13 protein-coding genes and 1 tRNA gene are annotated in these 13844 nt (G+C 58.6%); 2 read left to right on the top strand and 12 right to left on the bottom strand.

Annotated features, from left to right (window positions below; translation table 11 throughout):
• The coding region (locus tag Q5H33_RS07080; RefSeq protein ID WP_302423739.1) for an acetyl/propionyl/methylcrotonyl-CoA carboxylase subunit alpha at positions 1–1502 on the bottom strand (1502 nt) is incomplete at its 3' end.
• Between the two features lie 240 nt (positions 1503–1742).
• On the opposite strand from Q5H33_RS07080, the gene Q5H33_RS07075 reads away from it, so the two are divergent.
• Positions 1743–2324 carry a biotin transporter BioY gene (locus tag Q5H33_RS07075; protein WP_004220112.1) on the top strand — a complete coding sequence of 194 codons (582 nt, stop codon included), beginning with the start codon at positions 1743–1745 and terminating at the stop codon, positions 2322–2324.
• A gap of 33 nt (positions 2325–2357) precedes the next feature.
• On the opposite strand, the gene Q5H33_RS07070 is transcribed toward Q5H33_RS07075, so the two are convergent.
• Together Q5H33_RS07070 and Q5H33_RS07065 are read right to left on the bottom strand one after the other, a co-directional pair.
• A complete protein-coding gene (locus tag Q5H33_RS07070) occupies positions 2358–3257 on the bottom strand; it encodes a biotin--[acetyl-CoA-carboxylase] ligase (protein WP_118262252.1) in 900 nt (299 codons plus the stop codon).
• Positions 3258–3337: 80 nt separating this feature from the next.
• Entirely contained in the window at positions 3338–5437 is a 2100-nt protein-coding gene (locus Q5H33_RS07065; protein WP_065439450.1) for a DUF6020 family protein, read from the bottom strand.
• A gap of 85 nt (positions 5438–5522) precedes the next feature.
• Between Q5H33_RS07065 and Q5H33_RS07060 the strand changes: the two genes are divergently transcribed.
• Positions 5523–6302 (top strand): CdaR family transcriptional regulator, encoded by a 780-nt coding sequence (locus tag Q5H33_RS07060; RefSeq protein ID WP_004220115.1) that lies wholly within the window; start codon positions 5523–5525, stop codon positions 6300–6302.
• 197 nt (positions 6303–6499) lie between these two features.
• Here Q5H33_RS07060 and rplA read toward each other — a convergent pair whose 3' ends face one another.
• From rplA to Q5H33_RS07015, 9 genes are all read right to left on the bottom strand, one after another.
• Positions 6500–7192, bottom strand: coding sequence for a 50S ribosomal protein L1 (gene rplA / locus Q5H33_RS07055; RefSeq protein WP_004220116.1), 693 nt, complete (start codon positions 7190–7192; stop codon positions 6500–6502).
• Positions 7193–7206: 14 nt separating this feature from the next.
• Complete coding sequence (rplK, locus tag Q5H33_RS07050) at positions 7207–7638, bottom strand: 50S ribosomal protein L11 (protein ID WP_302423735.1); 432 nt, start codon at positions 7636–7638, stop codon at positions 7207–7209.
• 214 nt (positions 7639–7852) lie between these two features.
• Positions 7853–8650, bottom strand: coding sequence for a transcription termination/antitermination protein NusG (nusG, locus tag Q5H33_RS07045; RefSeq protein ID WP_117656167.1), 798 nt, complete (start codon positions 8648–8650; stop codon positions 7853–7855).
• 24 nt (positions 8651–8674) lie between these two features.
• Complete coding sequence (gene secE, locus Q5H33_RS07040; RefSeq protein WP_004220119.1) at positions 8675–8902, bottom strand: preprotein translocase subunit SecE; 228 nt, start codon at positions 8900–8902, stop codon at positions 8675–8677.
• A gap of 33 nt (positions 8903–8935) precedes the next feature.
• A tRNA-Trp gene (locus Q5H33_RS07035) sits at positions 8936–9011 on the bottom strand.
• A gap of 226 nt (positions 9012–9237) precedes the next feature.
• Positions 9238–10461: a pyridoxal phosphate-dependent aminotransferase gene (locus Q5H33_RS07030; protein WP_302423733.1), complete on the bottom strand. Its 1224-nt coding sequence runs from the start codon at positions 10459–10461 to the stop codon at positions 9238–9240.
• 121 nt (positions 10462–10582) lie between these two features.
• Entirely contained in the window at positions 10583–11716 is a 1134-nt protein-coding gene (proB, locus tag Q5H33_RS07025; protein WP_004220121.1) for a glutamate 5-kinase, read from the bottom strand.
• Positions 11717–11796: 80 nt separating this feature from the next.
• Positions 11797–13488: a GTPase ObgE gene (gene obgE, locus Q5H33_RS07020; protein WP_022245022.1), complete on the bottom strand. Its 1692-nt coding sequence runs from the start codon at positions 13486–13488 to the stop codon at positions 11797–11799.
• A gap of 192 nt (positions 13489–13680) precedes the next feature.
• On the bottom strand, positions 13681–13844 hold a 164-nt coding region (locus Q5H33_RS07015; protein ID WP_302423742.1), incomplete at its 5' end, for a 50S ribosomal protein L27.

Genomic DNA, 13844 nt, shown 5'->3' with positions numbered 1-13844 from the left:
GTCAGGTTGGCGACGATGTCGTTCGGCACGGTCAGCGACACTCTGCGATTGTTGACTTCGATGACGAAGGTTTCGCTGGATTCCTTCTTGTCGACCTCGGAAGCGCCAGACATGGACGCCGGCTGCCCTCCTTGCGATGATGCGGCTTCCTTGTTGAGGTACTTGCGTTCCAGCCATTTGGTGCTGACATCGTATGCAACACCATGTTCGGCGGTGAATTCGTCGTCGTTGAAAATCTGTTCGAACAAGCTTGCCGGAGTCGGCACGCCTTCCACCTTCAGCTCGCTCAAGGCGCGGCGCACGCGGGCCACTGCTGCCGCTCGGTCAGATGCGGTGACCACGAGTTTGCCCATCATCGAATCGAATTTCGGCGAAATGGTGTCGCCTTCGACCACGCCGGAATCCACACGGATGCCCGGGCCGGACGGCCAGCGCAACGAGGCCAGCGTGCCGGAGCTTGGCGCGAGGTTCTTCGCCGGATCCTCGCAGGTCAGGCGCAGTTCAAAACTGTGTCCACGAAGCGGATGGTTCACGGTCAGTTCCCCACCGTTGGCGATGGTCAGCTGCTCGCGCACCAGGTCAAGTCCGCAGACCTCCTCGCTGACGGTATGCTCCACCTGCAGACGCGGATTGACTTCCAGGAAGTACACTTTGCCCTGTTCGGTCACCATGAATTCGCAGGTGCCAAGCCCCTCGTAATCGACGGCTTCGAACAGTCGGCGAGAGTAGGTTTCCAGCTGGTCGGTCACCTCGGAGGAAAGGAACGGTGCCGGCGCCTCTTCGACAAGCTTCTGATTGCGGCGCTGCACGGAGCAGTCGCGCGTGGAATACACGGTGAAGTTGCCGTGCGAGTCGCGTCCGCACTGCGTTTCGACGTGACGTCCTTTGTCGATGAATCGTTCCACGAAATATTCGTTCAGATCACCGCCCTGCAGCGCATCATGATTCATGTAGAAACCGCGCAGCTCGTCATCGTTGTGCACGAGCGTGATGCCGCGACCGCCGCCGCCATCGGTACGCTTAAGCATGAGCGGATAACCGTGCGTATGCGCGAAATCCAGCAGCAATCGCATGTCGGAAATCGACTGGGAAATGCCGGGAACCGGCGGAACTTTGGCGAACGTGGCCACACGACGTGCGGTGATCTTATCCCCCAAATCCACGAGGGCTTTCGGATTCGGACCAACCCAAGCCGCACCCGCATCGATCACTTTCTGCGCGAAAGTGGCCACTTCGGAAAGGAATCCGTAGCCTGGATGCACTGCGTCGGCACCGCTGCGCTGCAGAATGTCGATCAGCAGATCCTCGTTGAGATAGGTGTCTTTATACGTGTCTCCGGAAAGCAGATATGCGTCGTCAGCCATCTGCACGTATTGTGCATGGCGATCCTGCTCCGCGTACACCGCAACCGTGGGAATCCCCATCTCACGGGCGGTGCGCACTACGCGAAGCGCGATTTCGCCGCGATTCGCCACCAGAAGTTTGTTGACATTTTTAGGCATAACGTCAAGTTTGGTCGCGCGAACGAAAAATCGTGAACTCGTTTCCCACAAAAGACACGCAATCTTTTTGTAAGGCTCCACAAACGTTACCGAAACTTGGCAAGCCTACGATTGGGGGCATAAGTTGACAAACCTTGCATTTTCGTCACTTTCGCGCTTGCCATCATTTCGGCTGTCAACAATCGTCGATTCATCAACGTAATGCAATCACATCCAAGGAGAATTATCGTGCGTAACGCAATGCTGACACTCAAAACCACGCTGAAAACCGCCACCAGCGGCACTGTCGGATCCATCCTCAAGCCGGCGCTGTTCGCCGTGCTCATGTGGACCGCCTCCGCGGCCGGTGCCGTGCCGATTCCGGGCACGCCGGTGCCGATCACGCTACAGACGTTCGTGGTGATGCTGGCCGCGCTGATGCTGCCGTGGAAGCAGGCCGGCGCCGCGATGCTCATGTATCTGGCAGCCGGCGCGGTCGGTCTGCCGGTGTTCGCCGGCGGCGCTTCCACCATGGCATTGGTTGGCCCGAGCGCCGGCTTCCTGATCGGCTTCCTGCCGGCGGCCATCGTCACGTCGCTGCTGAAGGGTGAGGCGCGCACCGATTCGCTGAAGCATGGCGCGCTGACCGCCGCACGTTACCTGTTTGCCTGTGTCGCCGGCTGCATTGCGCTTGACTATCTGCTTGGTTTCATCGTGCAGTCCGCCATTACCGGCATCGCACTGCCGATTGTGGCCGTGGCTTCCATGGGATTCGTCGCAGGCGATGCGGTCAAGGCCGTTATCGCTTCCGCCGTGGTCGCAGGTCTTGCCAAGCTGAAGTGAGATTGCGGCAAATTTCAGCAATCAAGTAATTTTTTACTTACTGAGCACGCCTACGTCGGCCGTGCTCACCCGATGCAATACGCCTTCCTGATCCTCAATGGTCAGGGAGGCGTCGTCGTTTAACGCGACAGCCCTGCCCTGCAAAGTGGTTCCGTCCACAAAATGAGCCTCGCACTGCTTGCCGAGCGTCCAGCAGATCGGGGTCATCGCTTCCCGGGCGCGCACAGCCTCACGGTGAGGGTCCTCTTCGAAATCAGCCAACCGCGAGCGCAATCCTTGCACCCAACGTACGGCAACCGCATCGCGCAACACCATCGCATCAGGCAGATTGCGCGCAACCAACTGCAACGATGTGGACTTATCTATCGGCAATCGTTCCTGAGCGACGGCAAGATTCAAACCGACGCCGATCACAATGGCAACGCGATCCCCGCAATCCGGAATCGGCACCATTTCAGCGAGTACGCCACCAAGTTTCTTGCCGCCAGCAAAAATATCGTTCGGCCATTTCAGCAAAACATCTTCATCGAGCGTGCCGCCGAAATCGCATACCGCACCAACAATCGCCTCACGCATCTCGCAACCGGCAATCATCTGCAGCCAACCATTGACGGACGAATCGCGCACAATCGCAACCGGCACGCTCACCACCAGCGACACGATGAATGACTCCCCCGGCACACTGGCCCACGTATGGTCGAGCCGCCCGCGACCGGCCGTCTGCTCGTTCGCCGCGACAACCACGATCTCACGCCCGCTCCACACGAGGTTCCCTGCAATGCCGTCCATGCCATCCATGCCGAACAGCCGACCTGCACGCACCAAATCCGCGGCATACGTGTTGGTGGATCCCACCGTATCCAAAACAAGCACCTGATCCGCCGCAACGCATGTACGCGGCATGATCGCAGCCGAATCCAAAATCGCCATCATTACCTCCTACCTACTACAGCGCGGCGCGCCGACGCAATGTCGCCGCAACGCAACAGCTCATGCAGCAGCCAACGCAGCCGCTACTCGTCCTGCCGCACCTGGCTGGCCTCATGCGCACTGGCCACGTTCGCGCTGGCAGCCGATCGCGCATTACGCGACTCGCGCCAGAATTGCAGGCATACGAAACCGAATACGAACGCGACCGGTAGCATATGCCGTTCGAAATTGTTGGCCGGAGCGGTGATCATCACGCCCATGAGCAGCAGCAGGGGCAGATGCCATGACAGCGAGCGCCATCGCCGCAACACCACTTCGGCAGCGCCGACCAGCAGCATCAGCGTTACGTACAGATTGCCGTGCGTCACCCAGCCGATCACGGGAATATTGCCCCAACCTTTCGCGAAGCCGGCCACCGCATCGCGCCAATCGTGGTTATACAGGTGGATCCACGCATTGTCGTTCTGCACGTAATCGTTGTTCACGTAGTAGTCCATCGACACGTATGGCAGGTCGGTCACGTCGAAATAGCCGAAGCATTCGGCGAAAAACGCGTCGAGCGCGATAACAGGATTTGCGACAACGATTTCAAGCCAGGCCTCGTTGAAGTTTGTCATGTCGTCTTCGGTGACGGTGCGCCACTTGTAGCTGACTTTCTTCGATTGGATGCCGGAGGATTTCACCGGGTCGGCGTCCTGCCGGAAGTACGCTTCGGCCATCTGGTCGAGGTTGAAGACCGGTTCAAGCTTTTTCGCCGCGTCCGCCGGAATGCCTTTCGGATTGTATTTGGCGACGCGCGCGATCTGCTGCAGTTGGATGCCACGGCTTTCGATGGGGTCGCCGCCGATGATGGCGCCCGTGTTGGTGAGGAACACGATGCCGCCATGAATGAGGATGGTTGGCAGCAGAAGTGCCACAAGATAGGTTTTCCAACGTTTGCGATCGTTGATAAGTGCCAGGATCAGGGTGAAGAGAATGATGTACCACGCGTATTTCGCGCTGATCAGCATCACGCAGCTTGAGATGGTGAAGGCCATGATCGAGCGTTTGCGTAGGTACGTCGGCTTGCCGTTGATGGTGGGCAGCGCTTTGATATGCGTCATGTGCAGTTCGTACCACACGCCGAACCACCATACGAATGCGAAAGCGAACAGCGGCGATTTCGTCAGGGAAATCGTGGCGAATACCGCAAGCGGGCACACCATGAAGAACAGCAGTATCATGAATCGTGTTTTCGCACCGGCCCGCAGTCTGGAGGGGCGTGCCACAACGCCTGCTTCAGGATGCGCGTAATCGCGCATATTCCAGCAATCGTGGCGTTCCGGATGCGAGAAGTCGAACGTGCCGACGCCAAGCCTGCGCCACGGCAGGTTGAAGAACCGGTTGGCGGTGGCCGAACAGCAGAATGCGGCGAATAGCCATTGCAAGGCTGCGAGCACCACGATGCCCGCATCGTTGGAGTCGGTGAAGTAGCGCGAAACCGCCGCTGCGGCACCGTAGAACACGGTGAGCACGACATTGTGCTGGTCGGTCAGATATGTGGGATTGTCCGGCCACATGTAATGCGCGGTCGGGTAAATATCCATGGGCACGAACGAGAAGAAGCCGATATATGGCTGTTTCAAGCCCGTCCACTGGTTCAAGGCCCAGCTGAATTCACGGATCTGCGAGCGAATGTCGGCGCCGAACGCGGCCAATAGCGTGGTTGGAATCCACAGCCAGCCGATTACGAACACCAGCATGAGTTTCCACCAACAGTCGGTGCAGCGGATGAGTTTGCGCCCCGTCCATACGATCACTGCATGCAGGGCGCGCCCTGGGCGGCTGTGCGCGGCATCATGCAAGTGTCGCAACATAATGCCAAGCACGGTGGTCGGCGTTCCTGCAATCTCGTTGCATAGTTTTTCATGCCGTCGTGCGAAATATTGCGGAAGTACGCGACGGCCGCGGCCGAATCTGACCAATGCGACAACTATCGAAAACCATATCGCGAAAGCGACCACCAAATACAGCACATTCAGCCAGCCGAAGTCGGAAAGCCCATCGCCGAACCAATACAACGGCCCGATCGCGCAACACCATGCCACCCAAAGGCATGCCAGCACGGCCAGCATCCAGCTGAGGAATGTGCCGATACGCTCGCCACGCTTTCCAGTTTGTTTGACTTCGCTCATAAGCGGCATAATAGCGGCACTCCCCGAATGAACTTCACCTCGTTGACGCTTTCCGTTCAGCGATTCGCCAGTTGGGCGGCTACACTTAACGCTTATGAACTCCGATCAGGCAGACATTCTCGACCTTCTGGCAGGGCACACCGACGATTCAACCATCGAACGGCTCGCTTTCGAATGCCTGATGACTTCTCTTACGGATGATCGCGTCGCCTCGTTGATGAATGTGCTTGGTTGGCGTGGGGATTTCGATTGTTTCGCGATTGGCGGCACACCGGAAACGAGTCCCGCTTCGGCTTCGCTCGTTGCGCGTAAGGCGGTGCGCGATCTGGGCGGAGAACATGTGATTGTTGGCACATACGGCAGTTTTCTGCTGGCGCTTGTCTGTCAGAGTGGCGCCGCCACTGCCGAAGTGACCTGCACGTCGATTATGCCCGCTTTCAAAGATGACGAATCGGTGTATTTGAGTCCGGTGCGTTCCGGTGTCGCCGGCGCTTCGCACGTGTTGCGTGAAACCCTGTTTTCCTTGCAGGCTGCTCCCGCTTTGGCGTCGCCGTCCCGCCCGTTGCGTGCCGATGAGTTGCTGCCGGAACGGGCGCTGTTGGGCGATGATTACGCTCGTGAAGAGTTGTATCAGAACGTGTATCAGGTGCTTCATGGCGAGAATCCCGACGATCCGACGTTTGTGACGGTTTCCACGTTTTTGCGCAACGGCAGTTCGTTGGAAAACACGGCGAAGGAATTGAATGTGCATCCGAATACGGTGCGTTATCGCTTGAAGCGTGCCGCGGAAACGACCGGTTGGGATGCGACCGACCCGCGTGACGCATACGTGTTGACGACGGCGCTTGCGATTGGCCGTATGCGCGATCGTTGAACATCACTTCTCTGTTTTAATATCTATCTGATATCTGGTTTCATTGAGATTCTTTGATAGTCAGACGATTGCAGGATCATTATTTATTAAATGAGATAGATAATCGCAAGATATATGTGAAAAGACCCGCATCTCGCGTTGGGGCAGGATGCGGGTCTTTTGCAAGCTATATAGAAGCTATCTGCAAGCTATATTGCTCAGGCGATGACCGTCGGATCAACCGGGACGCCCGGGTTCATCGTGGAGGTGATGGTCGCCTTGGTGACGTAGCGGCCCTTCACGGTGGACGGCTTCAGACGCTTGATTTCGTCGGCAACAGCCTTGAAGTTCTCGTCGAGAGCCTGCTCGGTGAAGGAGAGCTTGCCGATGAGGAAGCTCAGGTTGCCATTCTTGTCAACACGGAAGTCGACCTTGCCGCCCTTGATGTCCTTGATGGCCTTGGTGACATCCATGGTCACGGTGCCGGTCTTCGGGTTCGGCATGAGGCCACGCGGACCGAGCACGCGGCCGAGGCGGCCGACCTTGCCCATCATGTCCGGGGTGGCGACGACGGAATCGAAGTCAAGGAAACCGTCGGCGACCTTCTGCACGAGGTCGTCGTCACCGACGATGTCGGCGCCAGCCTCGAGAGCCTCGGTGGCCTTCGGGCCACGGGCGAACACGAGGACCTTGGCGGTCTTACCGGTGCCGTTCGGCAGGTTGACGGAACCGCGGACCAGCTGGTCGGCCTTACGCGGATCCACGTTCAGGCGCAGCACGGCCTCAACGGTCTGATCGAACTTGTACTCCGGCATGCTCTTGACGAGAGCGATGGCTTCGTTAGCGGTGTAAAGATTGTTGCGATCGATCTTCTCAGAAGCTTCGCGGTACTTCTTGGAACGCTTTACCATTTGTCCCTCTCCTCTCAGTCGGTAACCGTGATACCCATCGAGCGGGCGGTGCCCTCGATGATCTTCATGCCGGCTTCGACGTCGCGTGCGGACAGATCAGCCATCTTGATTTCAGCGATCTCACGGACCTGAGCCTTGGTGACGGAGCCGACCTTGTGGGTCAGCGGGTTCTCGGTACCCTTCTGGATGCCAGCGGCCTTCTTCAGCAGAGCTGCTGCCGGCGGGGTCTTCAGGATGAAGGTGAAGGAACGATCTTCGTAAACGGTGATCTCGACAGGGATGACCTGACCCATCTTGTCCTGCGTCTGGGCATTGTATGCCTTGCAGAAGTCCATGATGTTCACGCCATGGGAACCCAGAGCCGGGCCCAGCGGCGGAGCCGGGTTGGCCTTGCCGGCCTGAATCTGGAGCTTGAGAAGCGCCGAGACTTTCTTCTTAGGAGCCATTGTATGGTTCTTCTTTCTGTAGAAGCGGTGGTAGCGGCACCGGAGTAGGTTTCCCGCGTCCGGTTCCTTCCGCAACGTATATTGCTGTGCTGTGCTAGCGGATTCCGTACCCTCATTCAGGCACGCCAAACCCTCCAGACACAAGCTTTCCTATTGTGCCCACTCCCCCAGACAAAAAAAGACCCCGCAATGCGCGGGGTCTTTCAAAGACTTATCAGGACAGTTTTTCTACTTGGTTGAAGCCCAACTCCACTGGCGTGTCGCGACCGAAGATGGACACGAGCACCGTGAGCTTCTGGGTGGTGGGCTCAACGTCGGAGACGACAGCTGCCATGGTGGTGAACGGACCGTCGGTGACGGTGACCTGATCGCCAACGGCGTAGGAGACTTCAAGGACGCGCTTCTTGTTGGCGGCCGGCTTGTCACCAGCCTTCTTGAGCGCTTCGGAAGCGATCATCGGAGCCATCATGGAGACGACTTCCTTGCGGCTCAGCGGCGCCGGTTCCTTGGTCGGACCGACGAAGCCGGTGACGCCTTCGGTTTCACGCACAATACGACGGGCGTTCTCATCCGGAAGCATGCGAATCAGCACATAGCCGGGAACACGCACGCGGGTGATGACCTTCTTGCCCTTTTCGGTGTGCTTTTCGACTTCTTCCATCGGAACTTCAATCTGGAAGATCTTATCTTCCATGCCGAAGCTTGCCACACGGGATTCAACGTTGGTCTTCACACGCTTCTCATAGCCGGAGTAGGTGTGCAGCACGTACCACTTGCCTTCGAGGGTGCGCAGGCTGTTGGAGAAGTCTTCGACGGCCTTGGCGCCAGCATCCAGCTCTTCGCCGCCCTCGTCCTTCGCGGACTCTTCGGAAGCAGCTTCAGCAGTCGGCTCGGCCTCAGCGACTTCCGGAACGCTTTCACCCTCGGCCTGCAGCTCCTCAACGGCAGCTACGGCCTCGAGATCAGCTTCTGGAGCTTCGTCGAGGTTGTCGGAAAACACTTCGTCAGTCATGCAGTTTCACCTTCAAGTCGTTGATCAGCCGAAGATCCACAGGGTCAGCTTGCCCAGACCGAAGTCCATGCCGGTGACCAGTGCCATCAGGAGCAGCACGAAGATGAACACGGCGAGTGCCCAGAAGAACAGCTCTTTGCTGGTCGGGGTCACGACCTTGCGGAGTTCGTCGATAATCTGTTTGATGAACAAGCCAAGACGCATGAAGATGTTCGGCTTAACGGCCTTTTCGCTATTTTTTGCCTTCGCCATAATAATCCTCCGCTGAGCTTGTTGTAAGAAGCTTGGCAGGGAAGGCGGGACTCGAACCCACAACCTACGGTTTTGGAGACCGTTGCGCTACCAATTGCGCCACTTCCCTAGGTGTACTCTGCCGTTTCTACTTGCTGGCGAGGATTTTGTGCGAAAAACCACGCAAGAAGTAAGCGGCAAAACCGCCAAGTCGAAATAATAGCGGGTATTTGCGACTTAGTCCAACCGGTTTTTCAAGAAATGTCCCAAAACCGCTATTTTTCAACGAAAAAAAGATTCGCACCCGGCATGTCACCGCGGTGCGAATCGTGTGAAAAGTCTCAGTCAGGCCAGTATCAGTCCTCGACCCACTGCTTCATACGCTTCATGCCCTCAACGAGGTCGTCGTCGGCAAGCGCGTACGAGAATCGCAAGTAGCCGGGGGCGCCGAACGCTTCGCCTGGAACGGCCGCCACATGACCTTCGTCAAGCAGTGCCGCAGCCAGTTCGGACGTGCTCGCATAAGCGGTTTTGCTGGTGCCGAGCGGCTTGTTCAGCAGTGCGCTCACGTCGGCGAACGCATAGAATGCGCCGGTCGGCGTCGGGCAGTTCACACCTTCGATATCGTTCAACGCGGCGACGATGGTCTGACGGCGCCTGTCGAACGCCTCACGCATCTCGTACACGGCGTCAAGAGATCCGGACACGGCTGCGATCGCGGCACGCTGGGAGATATTGTTCACGTTCGACGTCATATGCCCCTGCAGCTTGGATGCGGCCTTCGCCACGTCGAGCGGAGCGATCATCCAGCCGACACGCCAGCCGGGCATAGCGTAGGTTTTGGCCACGCCGTTGAGCACCAGCAGCTGATCACGCACTTCAGGCACTGCAGCGCCGATATACGTGGTTTTTGCACCATCGTAGTTCAGATGCTCGTAGATTTCGTCGGAGATCACCCACACATGGTGTTCCACAGCCCATTCGCCGATCGCCTTGACGGTTTCCGGATTCCACACGGCACCCGTCGGATTGTTCGGCGTATTCACGATGATGGCCTTCGTACGTTCGGTACGTGCCGCTTCCAGGTCTTCCAAGCTTGGCTCGAAATTGCGGTCAGCTCCCGCGAACACTTCGACAGGCACGCCTCCAGCCAGTTTCACGGCTTCCGGATAGCTCGTCCAATACGGCGTCGGAATGATGACTTCGTCGCCGTCATTGAGCAGGATTTGAAAGGATTCGTATACGGCCTGCTTGCCGCCATTGGTCACGATCACCTGATTCGGATCGACTCCATACCCCGAGTTGCGCAACGTTTTGTCTGCGATCGCCTTGCGCAATTCCGGCAAACCTGCCGTCGGAGTGTAACGATAGTTCTTCGGATCCTGCACCGCTTCGGCCGCAGCCGCGACGATCGCAGCCGGAGTCGGAAAGTTCGGTTCGCCCGCACCAAATCCAATGACGTCGATTCCTTCAGCTTTCATCGCTTTCGCTTTGGAATCAACGGCCAGAGTAGCGCTCGGAGCCACGCGGTTAATACGTTCGGAAAGAGTCTGCCAGTCAGCCATAGTCATGTTTGCCATGCTATCCCTCCCGCCCGAAAAACAACAGCCTTTTAGCACATTTTGGAATTCCTTTTCCCTGTTGACCGGTAGGGGCGGCATATTGCTATTTACAGGGCACCGAACAAAAGAGGGAAAGGGATTAAACCAAGACGAGGTTGTCACGGTGGACTAGGGGGTGGGCGTATTCTTCGCCGAGGAAACGCTTGAGCTGGGCGGTATTGCGGCCGAGCATTTGCGGGATTTCTTCGGAATCGAATCCTACGAGGCCTTTTGCGAGGTGATTGCCCGCTTCATCGTCGATCCACACCGCGTCTCCGGCGGCGAAATCGCCCCGCACTTCGAGTACGCCGGCGGCAAGCAGGCTGGCGGCCCCTCCGCGTACCGCATTGGAAGCGCCGGCATCGGCCACGAGCGTGCCTTGCGGGTGTGCTGCGAACCCGATCCATAGGCGGCGTGATGATCCACGGTCGTTGATGGGGGCGAATGCGGTGCCGACTGGGTCGCCCATCATGGCCGGGCCTGCGTTTGCCGCGCAGGTGAGCACTGCGGGAATGCCGGAGACCGCCGCAACACGCGCCGCTTCCATTTTGGTGACCATGCCGCCGGTACCCACGTTTGATCCGGTGCCGCCGACCTGCACTTTGGCGAGCGCGTCCTCCACGTTCGGCACGTAGCTGATGCGTCGCGATCCGGGTTCGCTTGGGGGTGCCGTGTAGAGCGCGTCCACGTCGGTGAGGAGCACCAAAGCGTCGGCGACTACGATGTTGGCGATCAATGCGGAGAGTCGGTCGTTGTCTCCGAAACGGATTTCGTTGGACGCGAGGGAATCGTTTTCGTTGATGATCGGCACCGCGCCGAGGTCGAGCAGCCGGTCGAGGGTGCGTCGCACGTTGCGGTATTGCTGTGGTGCGATGGTGTCGGACACGGTGATGAGGATTTGCCCGACGCGCAGTCCGTATTGTGAGAAAGCATTCTCGTACTGGGCCATGAGCAGGCCTTGTCCGACGGCCGCGCACGCCTGCTGGTCAGCCACGTCAGTTGGGCGTGAGTCGAAGCCGAGGGAGCCGAATCCGGCTGCGATGGCGCCGGAGGAGACGAGCACCACGCGCCCGCCCATGAGTCGCACGCGTGCGAGGGCCGCCACGAGCGCGTTGAGTCGCTCAGGATCGAGGTGGCCGCTTGGTTTGGTCAACGAGCTGGATCCCACTTTCACCACGATGGTTTGCGCTTCAGCGATGGCGCGGCGCACTTGGGCTTGCGATGGCGTGTTCATGGTTCCTCCAGGCGTTCGAATGGCCGAAAAGAAAACCCGCCGACATGCCAATCGGCACATCAGCGGGCGTTTTGCTGCTTCTATTGTTCCACGTTTTCGGAATCGGTGGTTTCACCGCGTCCGAAGAGGCTGGTTTCGTCATGGCGGTCGTCGTCCACGGAAGGATCGGCCCAGTGTCCGGCCTTGCGTTCGGCCATCATGGCTTCACGCACGGCTTGGCGCGCATCCATCATTTCGTGGTACTGGCGACGGCGTTCCGCGTTGGTGCGGCGCTGCGAACGGCCGTCCTGTTCCTGCAGTCGCAGGTCGACGCCTCGTGCGCCAAGCTGGGCGCCGTCGAGCATTTCCGCGCCCGCAGCAATGGTCGGATCCCAATCGAATTCCACGGCTCGCGCGCCCTTGCCGATGCGTACTTCGTCGCCAGGCTTGGCTCCCTTGTTGCGCAGCTCGTCTTCGACACCGAGTTTGGCGAGGCGGTCGGCCAGGTAGCCGACTGCTTCGTCGTTGTCGAAGTTGGTTTGCATGACCCAACGTTCCGGCTTGGTGCCGAGCACTTCGTACCAGACGTCGCCGTTGCCGGCTTCCTTGCGTTCCACGGTGAAGTCAAGCGCGGTGCCGCCTTCGTCGTTGCGGCGACGGCGGTTGCGCGGCTCTTCGAGCGGCTTGATGACCACGCGCGCTTCTTCTTCGGCCTGTTCGCGTTCGGCGACTTCCTTGCGCATGTCGGCGACCATGGCCGCCAACGCCCAGTTGAGTTCCTTCAAACCTTCGTGGGATGCGGTGGAGATGACATACACATTGAGACCGAGTTTTTCGAATTCCGGTTTGACGAATTCGGCCAATTCCTTGGCTTCCGGCATATCGACCTTGTTGAGGATGATGATTCGGGGGCGTTCGGGGATTGGGATTGCGCCCAACGGCAGTTCCAGCTTGTCGGCATATTCGGCAAGCTCATGTTCGAGCGCCTTGTAGTCGCTCATCGGATCACGGTCAGGTTCCAGCGTGGCACAGTCGATGACGTGGGCGATGATTTCGGTGCGTTCGATGTGGCGCAGGAATTCAAGGCCGAGGCCCTTGCCTTGGGATGCGCCCGGAATCAGGCCCGGCACGTCGGCGATGGTGTACCGCATGTCTCCGGCCATAACCACGCCGAGGTTCGGCACGAGCGTGGTGAACGGATAGTCGGCGATTTTCGGCTTGGCGGAGCTCATGGCTGCGATCAGGCTGGATTTGCCTGCGGAGGGGAAGCCCACCAAGGCCACGTCGGCGATGGATTTGAGTTCGAGAATGACGTCACGTTCCTCGCCTGGTTCGCCAAGCAACGCGAATCCCGGAGCGCGACGGGTGCGGTTGGCCAATGCGGCGTTGCCAAGACCGCCGTTGCCGCCGGCCGCCACCACGAACTTGTCTCCGGCATGGCGAAGATCGGCGAGCTGCTCGCCCGGATGCTTAGGCTTGCCTTGCGGCCCTTTGGCTTCGAAAATCACGGTGCCCACAGGAACGGGCAGGATCAGATCGGCACCTTTCGAACCGTCTTTGGTGTCTCCCAAGCCCATGGTGCCGCTTCCAGCCTCGCGGTGGGGCATGAAACGGTAATCCAACAGGCTGTTGGCGTTCTGGTCGGCCATGAAGATCACGGAACCGCCATCACCGCCGTTGCCACCGTTCGGTCCCGCCAACGGCTTGTATTTTTCCCTACGGATGCCGGCGGAACCGTTGCCGCCGTCGCCGCCCTTCACATGGACGGTCACGCGATCGACGAAATCACTCATGTATCTACCTTAATCGTTTGTTCGAAACGGTCCGATTATTGTCCGTTTGATATGTCTTATGCAACTGTATGCAACGTTACGTAACGTTTGGGACGGGCTGAAGGAAACCAATCCTCAGCAATCATCAAAATAAAGAAAAGCCGCGTCCATAACGGGCGCGGCTTTATCTTGTAAGCGTTAATTGCGCGTATTTCAGGCGGCAATCACGTCGACGACCTTGCGGTCACGACGCACGCCGAACTTCACGCTGCCGTCCTTGAGGGCGAACAGGGTGTGGTCCTTGCCCATGCCGACGTTCTCACCCGGGTGGAACTTGGTGCCACGCTGACGAACGATGATGTTGCCGGCCACGACGG

The organism is uncultured Bifidobacterium sp. (genome assembly GCF_959020145.1).
Taxonomy (GTDB): Bacteria; Actinomycetota; Actinomycetes; order Actinomycetales; family Bifidobacteriaceae; genus Bifidobacterium.
This window is presented reverse-complemented; position numbering and strand designations above follow the sequence as displayed.

What these genes read in the sequence shown, in the direction of transcription:
- Q5H33_RS07075 (WP_004220112.1), top strand. Translation starts at nt 1,743, where the DNA reads ATGCTGACACTCAAAACCACGCTGAAAACCGCCACCAGCGGCACTGTC.
- Q5H33_RS07070 (WP_118262252.1), bottom strand. Translation starts at nt 3,257, where the DNA reads ATGATGGCGATTTTGGATTCGGCTGCGATCATGCCGCGTACATGCGTT.
- Q5H33_RS07065 (WP_065439450.1), bottom strand. Translation starts at nt 5,437, where the DNA reads ATGCCGCTTATGAGCGAAGTCAAACAAACTGGAAAGCGTGGCGAGCGT.
- Q5H33_RS07060 (WP_004220115.1), top strand. Translation starts at nt 5,523, where the DNA reads ATGAACTCCGATCAGGCAGACATTCTCGACCTTCTGGCAGGGCACACC.
- rplA (WP_004220116.1), bottom strand. Translation starts at nt 7,192, where the DNA reads ATGGTAAAGCGTTCCAAGAAGTACCGCGAAGCTTCTGAGAAGATCGAT.
- rplK (WP_302423735.1), bottom strand. Translation starts at nt 7,638, where the DNA reads ATGGCTCCTAAGAAGAAAGTCTCGGCGCTTCTCAAGCTCCAGATTCAG.
- nusG (WP_117656167.1), bottom strand. Translation starts at nt 8,650, where the DNA reads ATGACTGACGAAGTGTTTTCCGACAACCTCGACGAAGCTCCAGAAGCT.
- secE (WP_004220119.1), bottom strand. Translation starts at nt 8,902, where the DNA reads ATGGCGAAGGCAAAAAATAGCGAAAAGGCCGTTAAGCCGAACATCTTC.
- Q5H33_RS07030 (WP_302423733.1), bottom strand. Translation starts at nt 10,461, where the DNA reads ATGGCAAACATGACTATGGCTGACTGGCAGACTCTTTCCGAACGTATT.
- proB (WP_004220121.1), bottom strand. Translation starts at nt 11,716, where the DNA reads ATGAACACGCCATCGCAAGCCCAAGTGCGCCGCGCCATCGCTGAAGCG.
- obgE (WP_022245022.1), bottom strand. Translation starts at nt 13,488, where the DNA reads ATGAGTGATTTCGTCGATCGCGTGACCGTCCATGTGAAGGGCGGCGAC.